The organism is Streptomyces sp. NPDC055103 (genome assembly GCF_053607625.1).
The window spans coordinates 77,851-94,256 of record NZ_JBSGTX010000031.1; the positions used below are offsets into that span (position 1 = coordinate 77,851).

Annotated in this window: 17 protein-coding genes and 2 pseudogenes; 10 read left to right on the forward strand and 9 right to left on the reverse strand. The window is 70.7% G+C overall.

From position 1 onward, the window contains the following. Positions 1–67: 67 nt before the first annotated feature. The 6 genes and pseudogenes from ACWFR1_RS20765 to ACWFR1_RS20790 form a co-directional block, all read left to right on the forward strand. A pseudogene (locus ACWFR1_RS20765) lies at positions 68–1,138 on the forward strand (WXG100-like domain-containing protein); the annotation flags it as partial. 369 nt (positions 1,139–1,507) lie between these two features. Further along, positions 1,508–1,864: pseudogene (locus ACWFR1_RS20770) on the forward strand (YwqJ-related putative deaminase); the annotation flags it as partial. Between the two features lie 9 nt (positions 1,865–1,873). Next, positions 1,874–2,347, forward strand: a complete 474-nt coding sequence (locus ACWFR1_RS20775) for an SUKH-3 domain-containing protein (protein ID WP_453553191.1) — start codon at positions 1,874–1,876, stop codon at positions 2,345–2,347. Beyond that, entirely contained in the window at positions 2,340–2,735 is a 396-nt protein-coding gene (locus ACWFR1_RS20780; protein WP_453553193.1) for a YwqJ-related putative deaminase, read from the forward strand. Before ACWFR1_RS20775 ends, ACWFR1_RS20780 begins: the two co-directional genes overlap by 8 nt. A gap of 8 nt (positions 2,736–2,743) precedes the next feature. Next, complete coding sequence (locus tag ACWFR1_RS20785) at positions 2,744–3,661, forward strand: SUKH-3 domain-containing protein (protein WP_453553195.1); 918 nt, start codon at positions 2,744–2,746, stop codon at positions 3,659–3,661. 11 nt (positions 3,662–3,672) lie between these two features. Further along, a complete protein-coding gene (locus ACWFR1_RS20790) occupies positions 3,673–4,146 on the forward strand; it encodes an SUKH-3 domain-containing protein (protein ID WP_453553197.1) in 474 nt (157 codons plus the stop codon). 17 nt (positions 4,147–4,163) lie between these two features. Here ACWFR1_RS20790 and ACWFR1_RS20795 read toward each other — a convergent pair whose 3' ends face one another. The 3 genes from ACWFR1_RS20795 to ACWFR1_RS20805 form a co-directional block, all read right to left on the reverse strand. Further along, positions 4,164–4,949: an SDR family NAD(P)-dependent oxidoreductase gene (locus tag ACWFR1_RS20795; RefSeq protein ID WP_453553199.1), complete on the reverse strand. Its 786-nt coding sequence runs from the start codon at positions 4,947–4,949 to the stop codon at positions 4,164–4,166. A gap of 241 nt (positions 4,950–5,190) precedes the next feature. After that, positions 5,191–6,519: a DUF4241 domain-containing protein gene (locus tag ACWFR1_RS20800; protein WP_453553201.1), complete on the reverse strand. Its 1,329-nt coding sequence runs from the start codon at positions 6,517–6,519 to the stop codon at positions 5,191–5,193. Between the two features lie 199 nt (positions 6,520–6,718). Further along, a complete protein-coding gene (locus ACWFR1_RS20805; RefSeq protein ID WP_453553203.1) occupies positions 6,719–7,102 on the reverse strand; it encodes a hypothetical protein in 384 nt (127 codons plus the stop codon). 112 nt (positions 7,103–7,214) lie between these two features. Here ACWFR1_RS20805 and ACWFR1_RS20810 point away from each other — a divergent pair, with 112 nt between their 5' ends. Next, positions 7,215–7,604, forward strand: a complete 390-nt coding sequence (locus tag ACWFR1_RS20810; protein ID WP_453553205.1) for a VOC family protein — start codon at positions 7,215–7,217, stop codon at positions 7,602–7,604. 72 nt (positions 7,605–7,676) lie between these two features. Here ACWFR1_RS20810 and fusA read toward each other — a convergent pair whose 3' ends face one another. Next, positions 7,677–9,686: an elongation factor G gene (gene fusA, locus ACWFR1_RS20815; RefSeq protein ID WP_453553207.1), complete on the reverse strand. Its 2,010-nt coding sequence runs from the start codon at positions 9,684–9,686 to the stop codon at positions 7,677–7,679. Positions 9,687–10,050: 364 nt separating this feature from the next. On the opposite strand from fusA, the gene ACWFR1_RS20820 reads away from it, so the two are divergent. Continuing rightward, on the forward strand, positions 10,051–10,893 hold the full coding sequence (locus ACWFR1_RS20820) for an aldo/keto reductase (protein ID WP_453553209.1): 843 nt from the start codon (positions 10,051–10,053) through the stop codon (positions 10,891–10,893). A 9-nt stretch (positions 10,894–10,902) separates the two neighbouring features. On the opposite strand, the gene ACWFR1_RS20825 is transcribed toward ACWFR1_RS20820, so the two are convergent. Next, positions 10,903–11,319, reverse strand: coding sequence for a VOC family protein (locus ACWFR1_RS20825; protein ID WP_453553212.1), 417 nt, complete (start codon positions 11,317–11,319; stop codon positions 10,903–10,905). Between the two features lie 58 nt (positions 11,320–11,377). Between ACWFR1_RS20825 and ACWFR1_RS20830 the strand changes: the two genes are divergently transcribed. Further along, the gene (locus ACWFR1_RS20830; RefSeq protein WP_453553214.1) at positions 11,378–12,025 is read left to right on the forward strand and encodes a nucleoside/nucleotide kinase family protein; all 648 of its coding nucleotides are present in this window, start codon (positions 11,378–11,380) and stop codon (positions 12,023–12,025) included. A 22-nt stretch (positions 12,026–12,047) separates the two neighbouring features. Continuing rightward, on the forward strand, positions 12,048–12,569 hold the full coding sequence (locus ACWFR1_RS20835) for a YcxB family protein (RefSeq protein WP_453553216.1): 522 nt from the start codon (positions 12,048–12,050) through the stop codon (positions 12,567–12,569). A gap of 35 nt (positions 12,570–12,604) precedes the next feature. On the opposite strand, the gene ACWFR1_RS20840 is transcribed toward ACWFR1_RS20835, so the two are convergent. The 4 genes from ACWFR1_RS20840 to ACWFR1_RS20855 all read right to left on the reverse strand — a co-directional run. After that, entirely contained in the window at positions 12,605–13,378 is a 774-nt protein-coding gene (locus tag ACWFR1_RS20840; RefSeq protein ID WP_453553218.1) for a CTP synthase C-terminal region-related (seleno)protein, read from the reverse strand. 587 nt (positions 13,379–13,965) lie between these two features. After that, positions 13,966–14,838 carry an IS630 family transposase gene (locus tag ACWFR1_RS20845; protein ID WP_453553220.1) on the reverse strand — a complete coding sequence of 291 codons (873 nt, stop codon included), beginning with the start codon at positions 14,836–14,838 and terminating at the stop codon, positions 13,966–13,968. Between the two features lie 374 nt (positions 14,839–15,212). Beyond that, complete coding sequence (locus ACWFR1_RS20850) at positions 15,213–15,521, reverse strand: hypothetical protein (RefSeq protein ID WP_453553222.1); 309 nt, start codon at positions 15,519–15,521, stop codon at positions 15,213–15,215. Between the two features lie 55 nt (positions 15,522–15,576). Beyond that, on the reverse strand, positions 15,577–16,406 hold an 830-nt coding region (locus ACWFR1_RS20855), incomplete at its 5' end, for a polymorphic toxin-type HINT domain-containing protein (RefSeq protein ID WP_453553224.1).

Consider the following 16,406-nt stretch of genomic DNA (forward strand, 5'->3'; position numbering starts at 1 on the left):
TAGGACTGTTCGGCATTGCAAACAGTCGAACGGTCGAACAGTCGGCACGACGGGGGACGGGGGAAACGTGGCGGTCACGGTTCCGGACTGGGCGGACACTCTTCTCGATCTGATCGGGGTGGCGTGGCCGAACGTCGACGAGGACGCGTATCGCGAGATGGCGGACGCGCTGCGGGAGTTCGCGGAGGACCTGGAGGACGACGGTCAGCTCGCGAACAACCACTTCGAGCGCCTGCTGTCGTCCAGTCAGGGCGAGTCGATGGACGCGCTCAACGAGCACTGGGCGAAGGTCAAGAGCAAACACCTGAAGGACATCTCGGGTGCGGCGCGGACGATCGCGGGCGGTCTCGACACGGCGGCGGGCGCGATCGAGGGCATGAAGCTCGCCGCCGTCGTCCAGCTCGGCTACCTCGCCGCCGAGGCGGGCATCGCGCTCTCCCTCATCCCGGTGACGGGCGGACTGTCGGCGCTGATCGGCGCGGCGTCGATGCGGGCCACGCAGGAGGTCATCAAGCGCCTGATCAAGGAGTGCGTGGAGGAGGCCGTCGGTTACGTCGTGGCCGCGATGACCGAGCCGGCGGTGGCCGCCCTGGAGGGCATGGCCGCCGACCTCGTCGTCCAGCTCGGCGCGGTGGCGATCGGTCTGCAGGACGGCGTGGACCTCGACCAGACGAAGGACGCCGGGCAGGAGGGCTTCAAGGAGGGCGTCCAGTCCGGCAAGGAGGCCATGAACCTGGCCTCGGCCGGCGGCGGTGGTGGAGGGAAGGGCCCGGGCAGCGGGCTGAAGAACCTCCACATCGAGCACGCCGAGCACACCCACGCCTCCACCCAGCTCAACACCGTCAGCGCCGGCATCCACGGCAAGACCGCGGGCAAGCTCACGAAGGCGAAGACCGCGCACGGCCGGACGCGGGGCCGTGACTCGATCGCCGACGCGATCGACCCGATCGCCGACAAGGCGCTCGAAGCGCTGACCAAGGCCGCGAAGAACATGGGCGACCACGTCGGCCAGACCCTCCCCAAGGCCGTCAAGCAGATCTCCGCCGACCACAAGAACACCGACGACACCCTCCGCGAGCGTTTCGCCCGCCAGCGCAAGGGCGACCACGACAACAAGGGGAACGGCGGGGGCGGAGGCGGCGGAAACGGCGGCGGCGGTGGTGGCGGGGGAGGCGGCGGCAACGGCCCGGGCGGCGGCAGCGGCAGCAACCCCGGTGGCAACCGCATCTCACCGGCACCGCCGTGGCACGGCAGCTCCGCGGGCACCATGCGTCACCACCGCACCGACCCCCTCGACGTGAGCCACCTGACCCCCGAGCAGCAGCGGGAAGCCCTCGTCCAGGAGGCCCGCGACCTCGCCGACCGGGCGCGTAGGGCCGACCCCGACAACCCGAACGACCCCAAGCACCAGATCGACCTGGCCAAGACCCGGTTCCCGGTCGGCGAGCACCTCGTCAAGGAGAACTCGTGCTCTGGCGGGCTGCTCCACGACGGTGTCGTCACCAGCCACACCAGCGCGACCAAGTGGGAGGGCGTGAACAACCCTGACCTGCATCCGGCCGCGCGGGACATCTACGACGAGGTGAAGGCCAGGCTTGAGGGGGAGGGCAGACAGCCGGGCGCGGGCCATGGGCAGTGCGCGGAGGCCGTGCTCCTCTCGGACCGACTCCGCCACCTCGACCCGTCAGGTACCTCCATCAGTACGCTCGACCACGTACGCGAGGCGATGGCCGGCGCGCAGATGTACTCCGTACAGCTCGGCCGGGACCCGCGGGGAGAACTCGCGCACAACGACTACAAACCGCCGTGCCGCTCGTGCGCGATAGCCCTCGACATGGCCGGCATCACCGCCTACGCAGGTTAGGAGCCTCCTGTGCCTCATCTCAACGTTCCCGCTGACGTCGACGCCTGGTTCGCCGAGTACGGCTGGTTTCCCGGCCGGAACGTGGCCGAGCAGGCGTCGGCGTTCGTGGCGGAGGTCCTGGAGGAAAGCCGGAAGGGCGGGTTCCCGGTGGAGCCGTTCGCCGCCGCCACCGATTTCCTGGCCGAGCACGCGGGACTTCGCGTGACCCACGATGTCCAGCGTGCGGAGCACTTCCACTTCACGCCCGTCCCCGTCTGGGGCTATCTCTTCGAAGACATCGCGGAGCTGAGTCGTGGCCTGGGTGTGCGGCTCTTCCCGATCGGCTGGGACTCCGGGGAGGGGGAAGTGCTCGTCATCGATGAGCAGGGCCGGTTCTTCAACATGAACAGCTTCGGCAACTACTACATGGGCACCGGTAAGCACGAGGCCATGATCGGCCTCTTCCATCGGCCCATGCAGGACGCGGAGGACCTCTATGTCTGACCTGGTTCCCGGCACGGCCGCGTCGCTGCTCATGCACGGCAGGGTCACCAGCCACACCGACCTCACCGGTGACGGTGAGCCACATCTCCACCCGGCCGTCCGGGAGTTCTTCGACGCACTCCCGCCGTCCCTGCGCGAGCCGTTCATCGGCTACTGCGCCGAGTCCGCGCTCGTCTCCGACGAACTCTTCGGCCTCGACCGGCAGCGGGCCGACGGCCGGACGGTCACCCTGGACGAGGCGGCCCCGCACTTCGAGGGCGCCGCGCTCGTCGCCCGTAAGATCCGCCCGCACGGCGACCCCGAGCACGGCACGGAGGCCGAGGTCTGCCGCTCGTGCACGGCCCTCCTCGACCGCCTCGGCATCGACGTCCTGCACGGCGAGGGGTGACGTCTCCCGTGGACGGCGTACTGACGAAGGCCGGCTGGCGGCAGGGGCGTGACGCCGGGGACGCCGCGATGCTGGCGATCCTCACGACGGTGACGGTCAGCGGCGGGAGCGTCTTCCCCGCCGCCGAGCGGGCCGTCCGCGAGTTCCACGGTCTGCGCGTCCCGCCCGCCCCGGACGGCGGACGCGAAGTCGCCGCCACGGGCTGTGTCGTCGACCCGCGCGAGGCCCGCTTCGCCAGCCCCCAGCTGGACCGGCTCGCGGCCGACCTGGGAGTCCGGCTCTTCCCCCTGGGCCGTACGGACACGGACGCGCCGCTCGCCGTCGACGAGGAGGGCCGGCTCGTCCTCCTCGGCCCCGGCGGCGCATGGCTCCTCGGGGAGACCGTGCGCGAGGGCCTGACCACGCTCGCGGAGGGGATCGCACCGGCCCGACTCCGCGCGCCCCGCTGGCGCTTCCCGCTGCCCGGCGAGCCCGGCGGCTCCGTCGATCTCGCCGCCGCCGTCCGCGCCGCGCTCGTCGCCGTCTACGTCCTGCACAGCAGCGGCGCGTACGGCGCCCGGGCGCTGCGCCTGAGGGCGACCACGCTGCGGGGGATCGGCGTCGTGGCCGTGGACGAGGACTTCCCGCTGAGCCCGGGCTCCCTGGACAGCAGTACCGAACCGCTGATCGAGGCGATGACCGGCCGCCTCGACGCCTCGGGCGTCCGCGCGGCCGGCTGCGAACTGACGCTGACGGTCCCCGTCCCGCCCGGCACCGTAGGCCCGCTGGCCACGGTGGAGTGCGCCGTGACGGTGGGCAACCCGGCCGAAGGGCCCGTACTGACCCTGACGGCGGGCCTGGCCGCGTCCCTCGGCCCCACGGCGGCGCTCCTGACCGACTGCGCCCGGGCCCTCGCCGCCTGGTCGGGGACGCCGCCCCGCCCCTGAAGGGAGTTCCTGTGCCGCGCCTGGAAACCCGAGAAGACGTCGACGCCTGGTTCGGGGAGCACGGTTGGTCCCCCGGCCGTGACGCGACCGCCCGGGTCCCCGCGATCGTCGCGGAGATCACCGAGGAGTGCCGGCGCGAAGGGTTCCCGCTGGAGCCCTTCGCCGCCGCCACGGACTTCCTCGCCGAACACGCGGGACTCCGGCTGACCATCGACGCCCGCCGCGAGGAGTACCTCCACTTCACGCCGGCCCTCGTCTGGCACTCGACCGCCGGCGACATCGCCGAACTGAGCCGCAACCTCGGTGTACGGCTTTTCCCGGTCGGCCACGACTCCTCGGAGGGTTCGCCCGTGCTCGTCGACGAGCGGGGCAGGTTCTTCTACCTGCACCACACCGGTGACTACTACATGGGCGCCGACAAGTACGAGGCGATGATCGCCCTCGCTCACGCGCCCATGCCGGACGCCGAGGACCACTTCGTCTGACCGGTCCCCCCGGCGGCTCAGTGGACGGAGAACCCGCCGTCCACGAAGAGCGACTGCCCCGTGACGTACGCGGAGGAGGCGCTCGCGAGGAAGACGGCCGCGCCCGCGAAGTCCTCGGCCAGGCCGTTGCGGCCGACCATGGTCCGGGCGGCGAGCGCGTTCACCTTCTCCGGGTCGGAGGAGAGCCGCCGGTTGAGCGCGGTCATCACGAAGCCGGGCACCAGGGTGTTGGCCGTGACGCCGTACGAGGACCAGGCCTCCGCCTGCGAGCGGGCCAGCGACTCCAGCGCGCCCTTGGACACCCCGTACGCCCCGCTCTGGACGAACGCGCGGTGCGCCTGCTGGGAGGTGATGTGGATGATCCGGCCGAAGCCCCGCTCGGCCATGCCCGGGCCGAAACGCTGACCGAGGAGGAACGGCGCCTCCAGGTTCACGGTCATCGTGGTGTCCCACACCTCCTCGCCCAGCTCACCGAAGGGCGGACGGAGGTTGATGCCCGCGGAGTTGACCAGGATGTCGGGCTCTCCGAAGACGGCCGCGGCCGCCTCCGCCCCGGCCTTGATGCCCGCACGCGTACTCAGGTCGGCGCTCACCCACGCGGCCCGGCAGCCGGCGGCCGTCAGCTCGTCCACGGTCGCGACGAGCTCGCCCTCCTTGCGCGCCAGGACGACCACACGGGCCCCGGCCCGGGCCAGCGCCCCGGCGATGGCCCGGCCGATGCCGGAACTGCCCCCGGTGACGAGGGCGGTGCGCCCCGCGAGCGAGAACAGCTCGGAGAGATAGCCGGCGGGGGTCGTGCTCATCGTGTCGCTCCTCGTGTCGTACGGCACCGGCCCGTCCGTGTGCGGCGGACGTCCGGTCCCCGCATCCTGGCACAGGGCCCCCACGGGCCGCGGACCTGCCCGGTTCGCACGCTCGGAGCGGCCCGGGACGTCGAGCCCGGAGCGGAAGTCACCATCCGAGGTGCACCTGCCGCTAGCGCGCTGCCGAGATCGTCACCAGCTGCAACCAGGTCGGCGACTGCGGCCGCAGGCAGGACCCTGTCTACACAGCCGCATCGGTGGGGGTTCTGTCCTGCTCCGGGAGCAGGACGGGCATTCCCGCCATCAGCACCACGACGCCGGTTACCTCACCCGCCTCGGTACGGCCGACCCACACCGGGTAGGTGCCGTCCCCGGTCGTCGCGAAGGCCATCAGCTCGCCACCGGAAGCCTCGTCCCAGGTGCGCTGCATGAACATGGAACCGTCGTCGATGTCCTCGTACCCGTCCAGGTCCGACTCCCCCTGGATCAGCCCTCGCTCGAAGAGCGCGATGAGCGGATCCCAGGATCCGGCGTCGGCGAAGCAACCGGTGGCACCGTCGGTGTCGAAGCCGGCTATCTGCTGCTCGATGAACAGCCGGGAATCGTCGTCCGGACCGAGGGCCATCTCCCAGGTCGCTGCGGGGGTCTCGCTGACGAGCAGGCGGACGGCCACGGTTTCCGTGGTCGTGACCTCGGCGTTCCGCCACTCGCACTGGTAGCTGAAGCGGACCCGCGCCTCGTCGAGTACGTACTGCCTGGGCGGGACGGGGACCGTGATGCGCGGTCCGTCGCCGTCGCCGTGGTCGATGTCCGGGCCGGAGACGGCCAGCAGCCCGCTGGGTATGCGCAGGGTGCCGACCCGGCGCGGCTCCACGACGGTCATCTCGGGGTGGTACCCGTCGGTCACGCGCACGCCGGGCCGGAACAACTGGTTGATCGGCCCGGGCTGCGCGGGGCGCGGCGGACGCCAGCAGGTGGCGGGGGCATCTCCGTCACCTGCCTCGGCCGCCTCGGCCGCCTCGGCCGCCTCGGCCACCTCAGCCGCCTCGAAGGCCGGCGGCTCAATGAACCCGTGCACCTGGGCCGAGAGCAGCGGCCACTCACCGAAGGCGGGGCGGTCCACCCAGCGCTCGTCGTCCCGGAGTCCGGGCGAGGTGGCGTAGGAGCCCCCGCCCTGCCCCTGCAGTTCCTCCGTCCTTCGGCCCCTCCCGTCCGGGAAGAGGTCCACGGTGATGCGTGGGCACGCCTTGTCGAACTCCGCCATCTCCGGGCCCGTGTAGTACCAGCCGACGGAGTACCGGCGCAGCAGCCGCGACGGGTCGTCCAGCAGCCGCATGTCCAGGTCGTAGGTGCGGCGACCTTGGGCGTCGTAGACCCACAGCCCCACGTAGTGCTCCCGCCAGGAGACCAGCCGGACTTCCAGCGGAGCCTTTCGGCCCGGCTCCCGGTACACCACCACGTACGGAAGCCCGGCGGCATCCCGCTCCCGGGCCTCCTCGGCGGATACCGGCCGCCAGGGCGCACAAGCCTCCAGGTCCCACGCCTGCGCGTACCCCACCTCGACGACCATTGCCGCCCCTCTTCCCGCAACCTGTCTTGGTTCTGTGCTGAGCTGCAAGGTAGCCGCTGCCTGTGACAACGGCTCTGCTGGGCGGGCGGCGGGCCAGCTCCGGCGCCCAGACGGTCGTGCCGGTGATCCGGTACCTGACCCGCTCAGCGAGTGGCTCGCCAGCGTGATCCGTTGAGCCGCCAGCGCCACTCCGCTCGGCTTAAGCGCAGATGTGCTTGAAGGCGGTCGCGCCCGGTCGGGCGTGGAACGTCACCTCGTGGCCGGCGTCGTCGGTGAAGACGGCCTCCGTCTCGGACGTCAGGGTCATCGTGCCGCGCTGGGTCGGGTTGTCCCACCCGTCGGGCGGGTTTCCCGAGCCGTCGGAGAGCGGGGTCTGCGCCTCGAAGTACGTCGAGCCGATACGGGCCTCGTCGATTCCGCAGTGCGTGTAGAGGTCGAAGGGGAGCGTGCGGGCGGGCGGTGTCGTGCGGACGGAGGGGGTCGTCCGGACGGCCTCCGCGCCCGCGTCGGCCGTGGTGCAGCCCGTGAGCGCCTCCGTGGCGAGGGTGACGGCGACGATGATGAGTGCAGCTCTCTCAGCCATGGCCCTTCGACGTTCGGGCCGGGCCGGCGGTTCCGCGCCCCAGCCGAAAATCGTTCGGATCTGCCGGACGAGCGGCGTAGCCTGAGCCCTTTCCACGCTATCGAGGAGCGGCATGACAAGTAGGTTCACCGAGTTGGCCGTTGACTGCCACGATCCGGAGGTGCTCGCGGCCTTCTGGTGCGAGGTCCTGGACTTCAAGGTGATCGACCGGAACGGGGATCTGATCGAGATCGGCTCCTGGGAGCCGACCGCAGAGGAGGTCCGGGCCCGCCAGATGCCGCCCACGCTGTGCTTCGACAAGGTGCCCGAGGGCAAGGCCGGGAAGAACCGGCTCCATCTCGACATCAGCCCGATCGACTGCACCACCGAGGAGGAGGTGACCAGGCTGCTCGGCCTCGGCGCCACCAGGGTGGACGTGGGCCAGGCGGCGGACGCGAGCTGGGTGGTCATGGCCGACCCCGAGGGCAACGAGTTCTGCGTGCTGCGGACCCTGGCTCCGTAGAGCCGGTCCGCCGCCGGGCGTTCGGACCGCACCACTGGTGCGGGCCGAACGCCCGGCGTCGTTCCGACAGTCCTACGGGGCCGGCGCCGGGACGTACCCCGCCGGGCGGGTCGTGAACATGCCCCGGCCCTGGGTGCGGCCGCGGAGACGGGACGCGTAGCCGAAGAGTTCGGCCAGCGGGACCGTCGCCGACACCACCGCCGTACCGGAGCGGGTCGTCTGATCCGTCACCCGGCCCCGACGGGCCGCGAGGTCGCCGAGTACCGCGCCGACCGACTCAGCGGGGACGGTGACCGTGACCTCGGCCACCGGCTCCAGGAGCGTCATCGCGCTCGCGCGGAGCGCCTCGCGCAGGGCGAAGCGGCCCGCCGTGCGGAACGCCATCTCCGAGGAGTCCTTCGGATGCGTGGCGCCGTCCGTGAGCGTGACCCGGACACCCGTCACCGGGTGGCCGCCGAGGGGGCCCTCGACGAGGGCGTCCCGGCAGCCGGCCTCGACCGCACGGACGTACTCCTGCGGTACGCGGCCGCCCGTGACGGTGGAGAGGAAGGTGAACTCCTCCTCCGTTCCCGTCGGTTCCACGTCGATGGTCACATGGGCGAACTGGCCCGCGCCGCCGTCCTGTTTGACGTGGCGGTGGAGCAGACCGGTGACGCCCTTCGCCACCGTCTCCCGGTACGCGACCTGCGGCCGGCCGACCGACACCTCAAGTCCCCGGTCGCGCCGGAGCTTCTCCACCGCGACCTCCAGGTGCAGTTCGCCCAGACCGGAGAGCACCGTCTGGCCCGTCTCCGGGTCGGAGCGCACGACCAGCGACGGGTCCTCCTCGGAGAGCCGGGCGAGGGCCGTCGCCAGACGGCCGGTGTCCGTGCTCCGGCGGGCCTCCACGGCGACCGAGACCACCGGGTCGGCGGTCGTCGGCGGTTCGAGGAGGACCGGCGCGTCCGGCGCGCAGAGCGTCGCGCCGGGGCGGGTGGCCTTCGGGCCCACGACGGCGACGATGTCCCCGGCGCGCGCCACGTCCCGCTCCGTCGTCCGGTCGGCCTGCACGCGCAGGATGCGGGAGATCCGCTCGGTGCGACCTGTGGTGGTGTCGAGCACGGTGTCTCCCTTCGTGAGCGTGCCCGCGTAGACGCGGACGTAGGTCATGCGGCCGGTGGCCGTCGCGCTCACCTTGAACGCGAGCGCGGTGAACGGCGCCTCCGGGTCCGCCGGCGTCCCGCCGCGGACCGGCGGCATGTCGGACGGCGCCGGGAGGTACGCGACGACGGCGTCGAGGAGCGGTTCGACACCGCGGTTGCGGTAGGCGGAGCCGCAGAGGACGACCACGGCCTCGCCGGAGAGGGTGAGGTCGCGGAGCGCGCCCGTCAGCGTCTCCTCGGAGAGCGTCTCCTTCTCGCAGAACTCCTCCAGGGCCGCCGGGTGCAGTTCCGCCACCGTCTCCTCCAGGCGTCGCCTGCGGTGCCGGGCCTCGTCCCGGAGCTCGTCAGGGACCGGTCGGACGGTGTACGTGTCGGCGCCGTCGGCCCACACGTACGCCCGCATCCGGACCAGGTCCACGACGCCGGTGAAGCCGTCCTCGCGCCCGATGGGGAGCTGGACGGGGAGCGGGACGGTGCCGAGACGCGTCCGGATCGACTCGACGGCACCGTCGAGCTCCGCGCCCGCGCGGTCCAGCTTGTTGACGAACGCGATGCGCGGGACGCCGTGCCGGTCCGCCTGCCGCCACACCGTCTCGCTCTGCGGCTCGACGCCCGCGACGGCGTCGAAGACGGCGACCGCGCCGTCGAGGACGCGCAGCGCGCGCTCGACCTCGTCGGAGAAGTCGACGTGACCCGGTGTGTCGATCAGATTGACCCGGTGGCCCGCCCAGTCGCAGCTGACGGCCGCGGCGAAGATCGTGATGCCCCGGTCCCGCTCCTGCGGGTCGAAGTCGGTGACGGTCGTGCCGTCGTGGACCTCGCCGCGCTTGTGGGTGGCGCCGGTGAGGAAGAGGATCCGCTCCGTGACGGTGGTCTTGCCCGCGTCGACGTGGGCGAGGATGCCGAGGTTGCGGATGACGGAGGTGAGGTTCGTACGCACGGTGTCGTGCCTTTCGCTGCTGCGTGGAGAACGGGGCAGCGCGATTCCCGGACGAGCGTCAGGTGTGTGACGTCGTCACGGGCGGCGATGGCGGGCGCGCAGCCGCCACCGCTCGGCCGAGGAGGCGAGGATCACGTCGTACCGGGTACGGGAGGAGGACACGGCGACGGCACGGTGGCTGCGCACGGTCTTCTCCCCTCGGTCGGACGGCCTTTGACGCGCCGATCGGTGCGTCGAGTCGTGAGTGTAGGGAGAGCGCCGGGTCGCGCGACAGTGGTTTTCCTTCCCGGGGAGGATAGTCGGGGAGGGCCAACCGCGTTGTTGGCCTTGCCTTTTGCGTGCGAGGCGGGGGCGGAGGAGAGAGATGCCGGGGGAGGCAGTGAACACGTTTCGTATCGGCGGGGACCTGAGCGTGCGGCGGCTCGGGTTCGGAGCCATGCGCCTGCCGACCGGGCCGGGCGACGCCCGCGAGTCCTCCCTCCGGGTGGCCCGGCGCGCCGTCGAGCTCGGCGTCACGCTCATCGACACCGCCCACATGTACGGCTGGGGGGCCAACGAGGAACTGCTCGCGGAAGCCCTCCACCCGTACGCCGACGGGCTGCTCGTCGCCACCAAGGTCGGCATCGTGCGCGCGGAGTCGGGGGAGGGCTGGACGCACGACGCGCGGCCGGACGCCCTGCGGGAGCAGGTCGAGCACGCCCTCCGCCGGCTGCGCGTCGAGCGGATCGAGCTGCTCCAGCTGCACCGCATCGATCCGCGGACGCCCCTCGCGGACCAGCTCGGGACCTTGGGGGAGCTTCAGGCGGAGGGCAAGGTCGGGCGGATCGGCCTGTCCGAGGTCACCGTCACCGAACTCGAACGGGCACGGGAGATCGTCGACGTCGCGAGCGTCCAGAACCGCTACAGCATGGTCGACCGCGCACACGAGTCCGTGCTCGTGGCCTGCGAGTCGGCGGGCATCGCGTTCCTGCCGTGGCGGCCGGTCGCGGGAGCCGCGCCGGGGGCGGCGGCCGAGATCGCCGCCGTGGCCGCCGAACTCGACGCCACTCCCGCGCAGGTCTCGCTCGCGTGGCTCCTCGACCGGTCGCCGGTCGTCCTCCCGATCCCGGGCACCGGCCGCGTGGGACACCTGGAGGAGAACGTCGCCGCGGCTGACCTCCGGCTGACACCGGCCCAGCGCGACCGCCTCGACAAGCTGGGCGGGTAGGCGGAGGTACTAGGCGGCGGCGTCCGCCGGCTGGAGGAGGTCCCAGCGGTTGCCGTAGAGGTCCTCGAAGACGGCGACCGAGCCGTACGGCTCGTGGCGCGGCTCCTCCGAGAAGCGGACGCCCGCCGCCGTCATCCGGGCGTGGTCGCGGGCGAAGTCCTCGGTGTGGAGGAAGAAACCGACCCGGCCGCCCGTCTGGCTGCCGACCGCGGCCGCCTCGGCCTCGTTCTTGGCGCGGGCCAGGAGCAGGCCCACGTTCCCGAGGCCGCCGACCCCGGCCGCGCCGGCCGGGCGGACGACGACCCAGCGACTGCCGTCGCCCCGGTCGGTGTCCTCGACGAGGTCGAAGCCGAGGGCGTCGGTGTAGAAGGCGATGGCCTCGTCGTAGTCACGGACGACGAGGGTGACGAGTGCGATGGACGGCATGGGGTCAAAAGTAGTACGGAGGAATCTACCCGCGTCAACCGGCTCGCCCAGTGCGAGAATGCCCCGCATGGACGCGCAGCACTTCGACCGGCTCGCCGCCCGGGCGCGGGCCCTCGCGGAACAGGGGACCGGCACGCGCCACCGGCGGACACTCGGCCTCGCGGGCGCGCCGGGGGCCGGGAAGTCCACGCTCGCCGCACGGCTCGTCGCCCGCCTCGACGGGCTCGCCGTCCTCGTCCCGATGGACGGCTTCCACCTCGCGCAGGCCGAGCTGGAACGGCTCGGCCGGGCCGGCAGGAAGGGCGCGCCGGACACCTTCGACGCCGCCGGGTACACCGCGCTCCTCGCCCGGCTGCGTACGCCCCGGCCCGGCACCACCGTCTACGCCCCGGCCTTCGACCGCTCCCTGGAGGAGCCGATCGCCGGAGCGATACCCGTCCCGCCCGAGGTCCCGCTCGTCGTCACCGAAGGGAACTACCTCCTCCACGACGAGGGCCCCTGGGCCGAGGCCCTGCCCCTCCTCGACGAGGTCTGGTACCTGGACCTGGACGACCGCCGCCGCGTCCCCCGGCTCGTCGAGCGGCACGTCCGCTTCGGCAAGGACCGGGCCGTCGCCGAGCGCTGGGTCCACGACTCGGACGAGGCCAACGCCCGTCTGGTGGCCCGGGGTCGGGACCGCGCCGACCTGGTCGTGAGCATGGGTTAGCGCGACAGTACGATCGCGTGTCATGGTCATGGAATCAGGGCGGAACGGCATCCAGGAAACCGTCGAGCTGGTCTACCGGCCGACGCGTGACGACATCCTCACGGCCGCTCTGGTGCGTGAGCGGGTCAAGCGCCTCCACATCCTCCGCTGGTGCTTCACACTGCTGTTCGGCGGCGTCGCCCTCCTGCTCGTGGCCGCGCAGCGGACCTTCACGATGCCGATCGCGCTCGCTGCCCTCTGGGCCGTCCTGATCTGGGCGATGCCGCGTCTCCAGGCCCGGCGCGCGCTGCGCACGGCCGCGTGGCAGGGCGAGTACCGGGCCTCCGTGAGCGAGGAGGGGATCACCGCCGCGAACACCCACGTGACGTTCGAGCAGCGCTGGTCGTTCTTCCGCGGCTACCGCGAGACCCGTGACCACGTGGTGCTCCTCAGCCGCGACCCGAACACCTTCCTCGTGGAGGTGCTGCCCAAGCGGGGGCTGAGCTCCCCGGAGGACACGGAGCGGCTGCTCGACCTGCTGAACCGTCACCTGACCCGCGTCTGAACCCTGGGCGGCGCCGCGTACCCGCCGGGCTGAGCTCAGCTCAGCCCGGTCGTCCACCCCGCGTGCCCGCCGGCGTGCCGCGTCGCCGCCGTCGCCAGGGCGCGGATCAGCGGGTGCGGGCGGGTGCCGTCGCCCGCGAGTTCCGGCTGGAAGAGGGTTGCCAGGAAGAAGGGGTGGGTGGGGAGTTCCGCGATGCGGAGGCCGCCCTCCTCGTCGGCGCCCGTGAAGCGCAGGCCGTGGGCCCGCAGGGTGTCGACGTGACGGCTGTCCGGTCCGTAGTCGCAGTGGTACCGCTCGGTGGTCCGCTCCGCGCCGAGGGACCGCTCGGCGAGCGAACCGGGGGTGACCCGGACGACGCCCTCGTGGCCGACGAGCGAGCAGGCGAGCGGCGCGATCAGCAGGTCGCCGGTGTCCGCCGCCGGGTCGTTCTCGGCGTGCGCCGCGCCGGACAGGCCGCAGACGTTCCGCGCGAACTCCAGGAGGGCGTGCTGGAAGCCGCCGCAGGTGCCGAGGAAGGGGATGCCGTCCTCGCGGGCCGTACGGATCGCGGCCAGCGCCCCCGCCTCGCTCGCGTACGGGCTTCCCGGCAGCACCCACACCGAGTCGAAGCCCTTCACGGCGCCGGGCGCCGCCGCGTCGCCCGTCGGGATCCAGTACGCGTCGAGCGAGAGCCCGTCCCGCTCGGCGAGCGCGTCGAGGAGGACGGGGACGCGGACGTGGGACCTGACGTGCGGGGAACGGTCGCCGACCAGGGCGATCCGGGGCGTGGAGGGAGCGGAGGGGGTGACGGGGGAGGTGTTCGGGTTCATGGCGACCATGCTGGTCGGCCGCCCGTCTTCACGTCCAACGATGATTCCTGCACTCTCCATCACTTCCGCTTATGCAGCCGTCGATAGGGTGGTCGCATGACCTCCACCGATCAGGACTGGGTGTCCCGTCTCGCGTGATGTTCTCGCTGTCTCAGGTGACCCTGTTGGATTCGCTGCTGGTCTCGGGTGACGTTGTCTCTGCCGCGGCGGCGTACGCCACCGGTCTCATGTGATGTTGTCTGTCGGGTAGGTGCGTCTCAGATCGCGTTGTCGCCGAGTCTCAACGGCACGATCACCGAGACAGGCGTCGACCCCTACCGCCTCGCCAGCACCCGGGCCCGGGCCGAGGAGCCCGAGACCGGAGACGGGCAGCTCCGACGGAGACGGACCGCTCCCTCCGTGGCCCTCGTCCGCTGACGTTGCCGTCAACTACTGCCGTCACCCCACGCCGAAGCCCCGTCAGGACACACCTGACGGGGCTTCGAATTTGCTACTGCTACCCAGCGCAGTAAGCGTTGCGTCGGGTAGCGAGGCTACACTTGACTCTCCAGTCAACGCGAGAACGGTGCAACCTCCGACCCTATTGATCAGAAACTCAAAGGGTTCTCGTCCAGGACGTAGCGGACGTGCGGGCCGCCGAAGTAGCCGCGGACGATGTGCGGCTGACGTTGGCGTCTGTGGAAGAACCTGCGGGTTTCGGCGGCGAGTTCGGCCTGGTTCCTGGCCCGGTGGGTGTGGGGCAGGCTGCGTTTGAGGTCGGCGTTGACCAACTCGTCGGGGTTCAGTTCGGGTGAGTACGAGGGCAGGAAGTGCAGCTCGATCTGGTCCTGGTGGCCGGCGAGCCAGGCCCGGACGGTCTTCGAGCGGTGGGCCGAGTGCCGGTCGACGATCAGGTGGACCTTCCGGTCGAAGTGGCTGACGATCCGGGCGAGGAAGCGGCACATGACCTTCGCGTCGAACGACTCGGTGAAGACCATGAAGTGCATCCGGCCCCGCGTGCTGATCGCGGACATCGCGTTCACGGAGAACCGGTTCCCGGTCCGGCGGACGATGGGAGTCGTGCCCTTGGCGCCCCAGGTGCGGCCGGTGACCTGGTCCGAGCGGACCCCGTACAGCTTGAAGATCAGCTCGCCTATCTGCCCTCGTGTCCACAGCTGACCCGAAAGCCCCAGGCCGGAGGGGATGTGATCGAGGACGGTCTGCCGGACGGCGGCCTGCTCGGCCTCCCCGAGCACCTGGTGCACCCCGACCGGCTTGCCCCGTGGCCGCATGACCAGCGCTTCCCGGCCGCCGGCCTGCCACTTTGCCCACCAGATGTCGACCGCCTTCAGCGACACCCCGAACACCGCCGCCACGTCCTCACGGTCCCGCCCCGCCACCAACGCGGCCACCGCCCGCAGCCGCAGGGCCTCCTGCGCCGACGGCGACAGATGCCGCGCGTCCCCCACCAGATCGCTCACACCCCTCCAACGACCCAGAACCCAAACCGTTTCTGATCAATACTGCCGTCAGAACGGCCAAGAGCCCCGCGGAATCGTGATTCCGCGGGGCTCTTGCTATCGGAACGCGGCCCTGCTTCTACATCTGGCACTGTCGATAGGCGTCTGCCGAATCACCTAGGGATGAGCCGAGGCACGGTTCACCTCGGCGAGCTCCGCTTTCGAATCCGGATCTCCCTCTCGCGAGAGTCGGAACGCTGCCGTTTCCGACATTCGTCCGCATTGCGCAGCCATGCCCACCTTGACGCACCTGGGGCCAACAAAAGTCCGCGAGGATGAATACCTCAGCGTCGAATCCTGGTGCGGTTGCCTGAAGCCAGGGATGAGCCATCCCGCTAATAGGTGGCAAGATCCGGCTCAGCCCATGCCGCAAAACCAAGAGCATCCTTATAAGACAGGTGTCCGGTTGAGTCATCGGCTAGGAGCCGACGCACGCGAGGGCTGAAATGAATCCGGTACTTAATGCCTTCCACCATTACGGCGCCCAGGTCTGTTGGGTCATCCATCTTGCGGTCGGCAGGAAGTTCAACGACGTCCCATCCTGCCGATCGGGCCATATGAACCCACACTTCAAACGCCCTATTGGCATCCATGGATCGGTAGGTAACCCCTCCGACCCGAGCGAAGATCTGGATGGGATCCACACGCTCATCTTGCGGCATTACTCTCCCTCAATTCTGATTGGCGTTTAGCGACCCGTTATCCGGAAGTACTCCACCAAGCCGGATTTCCGGCTTGCTCCCAGGTGTAGACGAATGTGGACCCAGTATCTTCGGCGCCGCGTCTCATTGCACCCATGCAACTCGAACATGGCGGCCGAGATCCATTGATGATCACATATCCATTCAATGGTACTGGCTTCTCGAGGAAGAATTCGTCACCCCTGACCAGCTTCGTCCCATAGGTCGAGACTCCGCCTGCCATGCGGGCTGCTCGATTCTCGGTATGGCTGAGCGTCTCTCCCCCGCGGCCCATAGCCTGCTCTGCAGGCGTCTGCGCACCGCTTCGAATGTCGTAGTCATGCAGAATGTTTCCGCCGCTATCGTGCACGGTCACTGAGGCAGTGTGCGTGGTAGCTGTGGTCGGACAGGCATTAAGCGCACCCAGATCGATGTTGTGGACCAAGATCGGCGTGGCGCCTGCCAGCACATAGTACGTGTGGATGTCGGTGAGGGTCAGGTCGTGTGTGCGCTGTCGCTTGTTATAGCGGTCGAGAGCAGTGAGCTCCACTGTTTCGCCGCTGGGGGTGCGCAGAGTCATGCCGGGCTTGAGGTCTCCGGCTTCGATCCACGCGTTGGCGGAGGCCACCCAGAAGGGGTGGGTCGTGGTAGAGGCCAGGGCCTCCTCGGCTTTGCCTTCTCCTGTGGAGATCGTCAGGTCGACGAAACGCTTGTCGTCCTCGGTGACGATGGTTCCCGCGACTTCGCGGACAGTAGTCTCGCCCGTCTCCGGATCGGTGACGACGAGCTTGTCGCCGGGCTCGACTTCCTCGATCGGCTTAGTCTTGCCGTCCGCGGCAAGAACCTTTG

Bases quoted from the DNA above. Each gene is read 5' to 3' on its own strand.
- ACWFR1_RS20780 (WP_453553193.1), top strand. From the start codon at position 2,340: ATGTCTGACCTGGTTCCCGGCACGGCCGCGTCGCTGCTCATGCACGGC.
- ACWFR1_RS20795 (WP_453553199.1), bottom strand. From the start codon at position 4,949: ATGAGCACGACCCCCGCCGGCTATCTCTCCGAGCTGTTCTCGCTCGCG.
- ACWFR1_RS20800 (WP_453553201.1), bottom strand. From the start codon at position 6,519: ATGGTCGTCGAGGTGGGGTACGCGCAGGCGTGGGACCTGGAGGCTTGT.
- ACWFR1_RS20805 (WP_453553203.1), bottom strand. From the start codon at position 7,102: ATGGCTGAGAGAGCTGCACTCATCATCGTCGCCGTCACCCTCGCCACG.
- ACWFR1_RS20810 (WP_453553205.1), top strand. From the start codon at position 7,215: ATGACAAGTAGGTTCACCGAGTTGGCCGTTGACTGCCACGATCCGGAG.
- ACWFR1_RS20820 (WP_453553209.1), top strand. From the start codon at position 10,051: ATGCCGGGGGAGGCAGTGAACACGTTTCGTATCGGCGGGGACCTGAGC.
- ACWFR1_RS20825 (WP_453553212.1), bottom strand. From the start codon at position 11,319: ATGCCGTCCATCGCACTCGTCACCCTCGTCGTCCGTGACTACGACGAG.
- ACWFR1_RS20830 (WP_453553214.1), top strand. From the start codon at position 11,378: ATGCCCCGCATGGACGCGCAGCACTTCGACCGGCTCGCCGCCCGGGCG.
- ACWFR1_RS20835 (WP_453553216.1), top strand. From the start codon at position 12,048: ATGGTCATGGAATCAGGGCGGAACGGCATCCAGGAAACCGTCGAGCTG.
- ACWFR1_RS20840 (WP_453553218.1), bottom strand. From the start codon at position 13,378: ATGAACCCGAACACCTCCCCCGTCACCCCCTCCGCTCCCTCCACGCCC.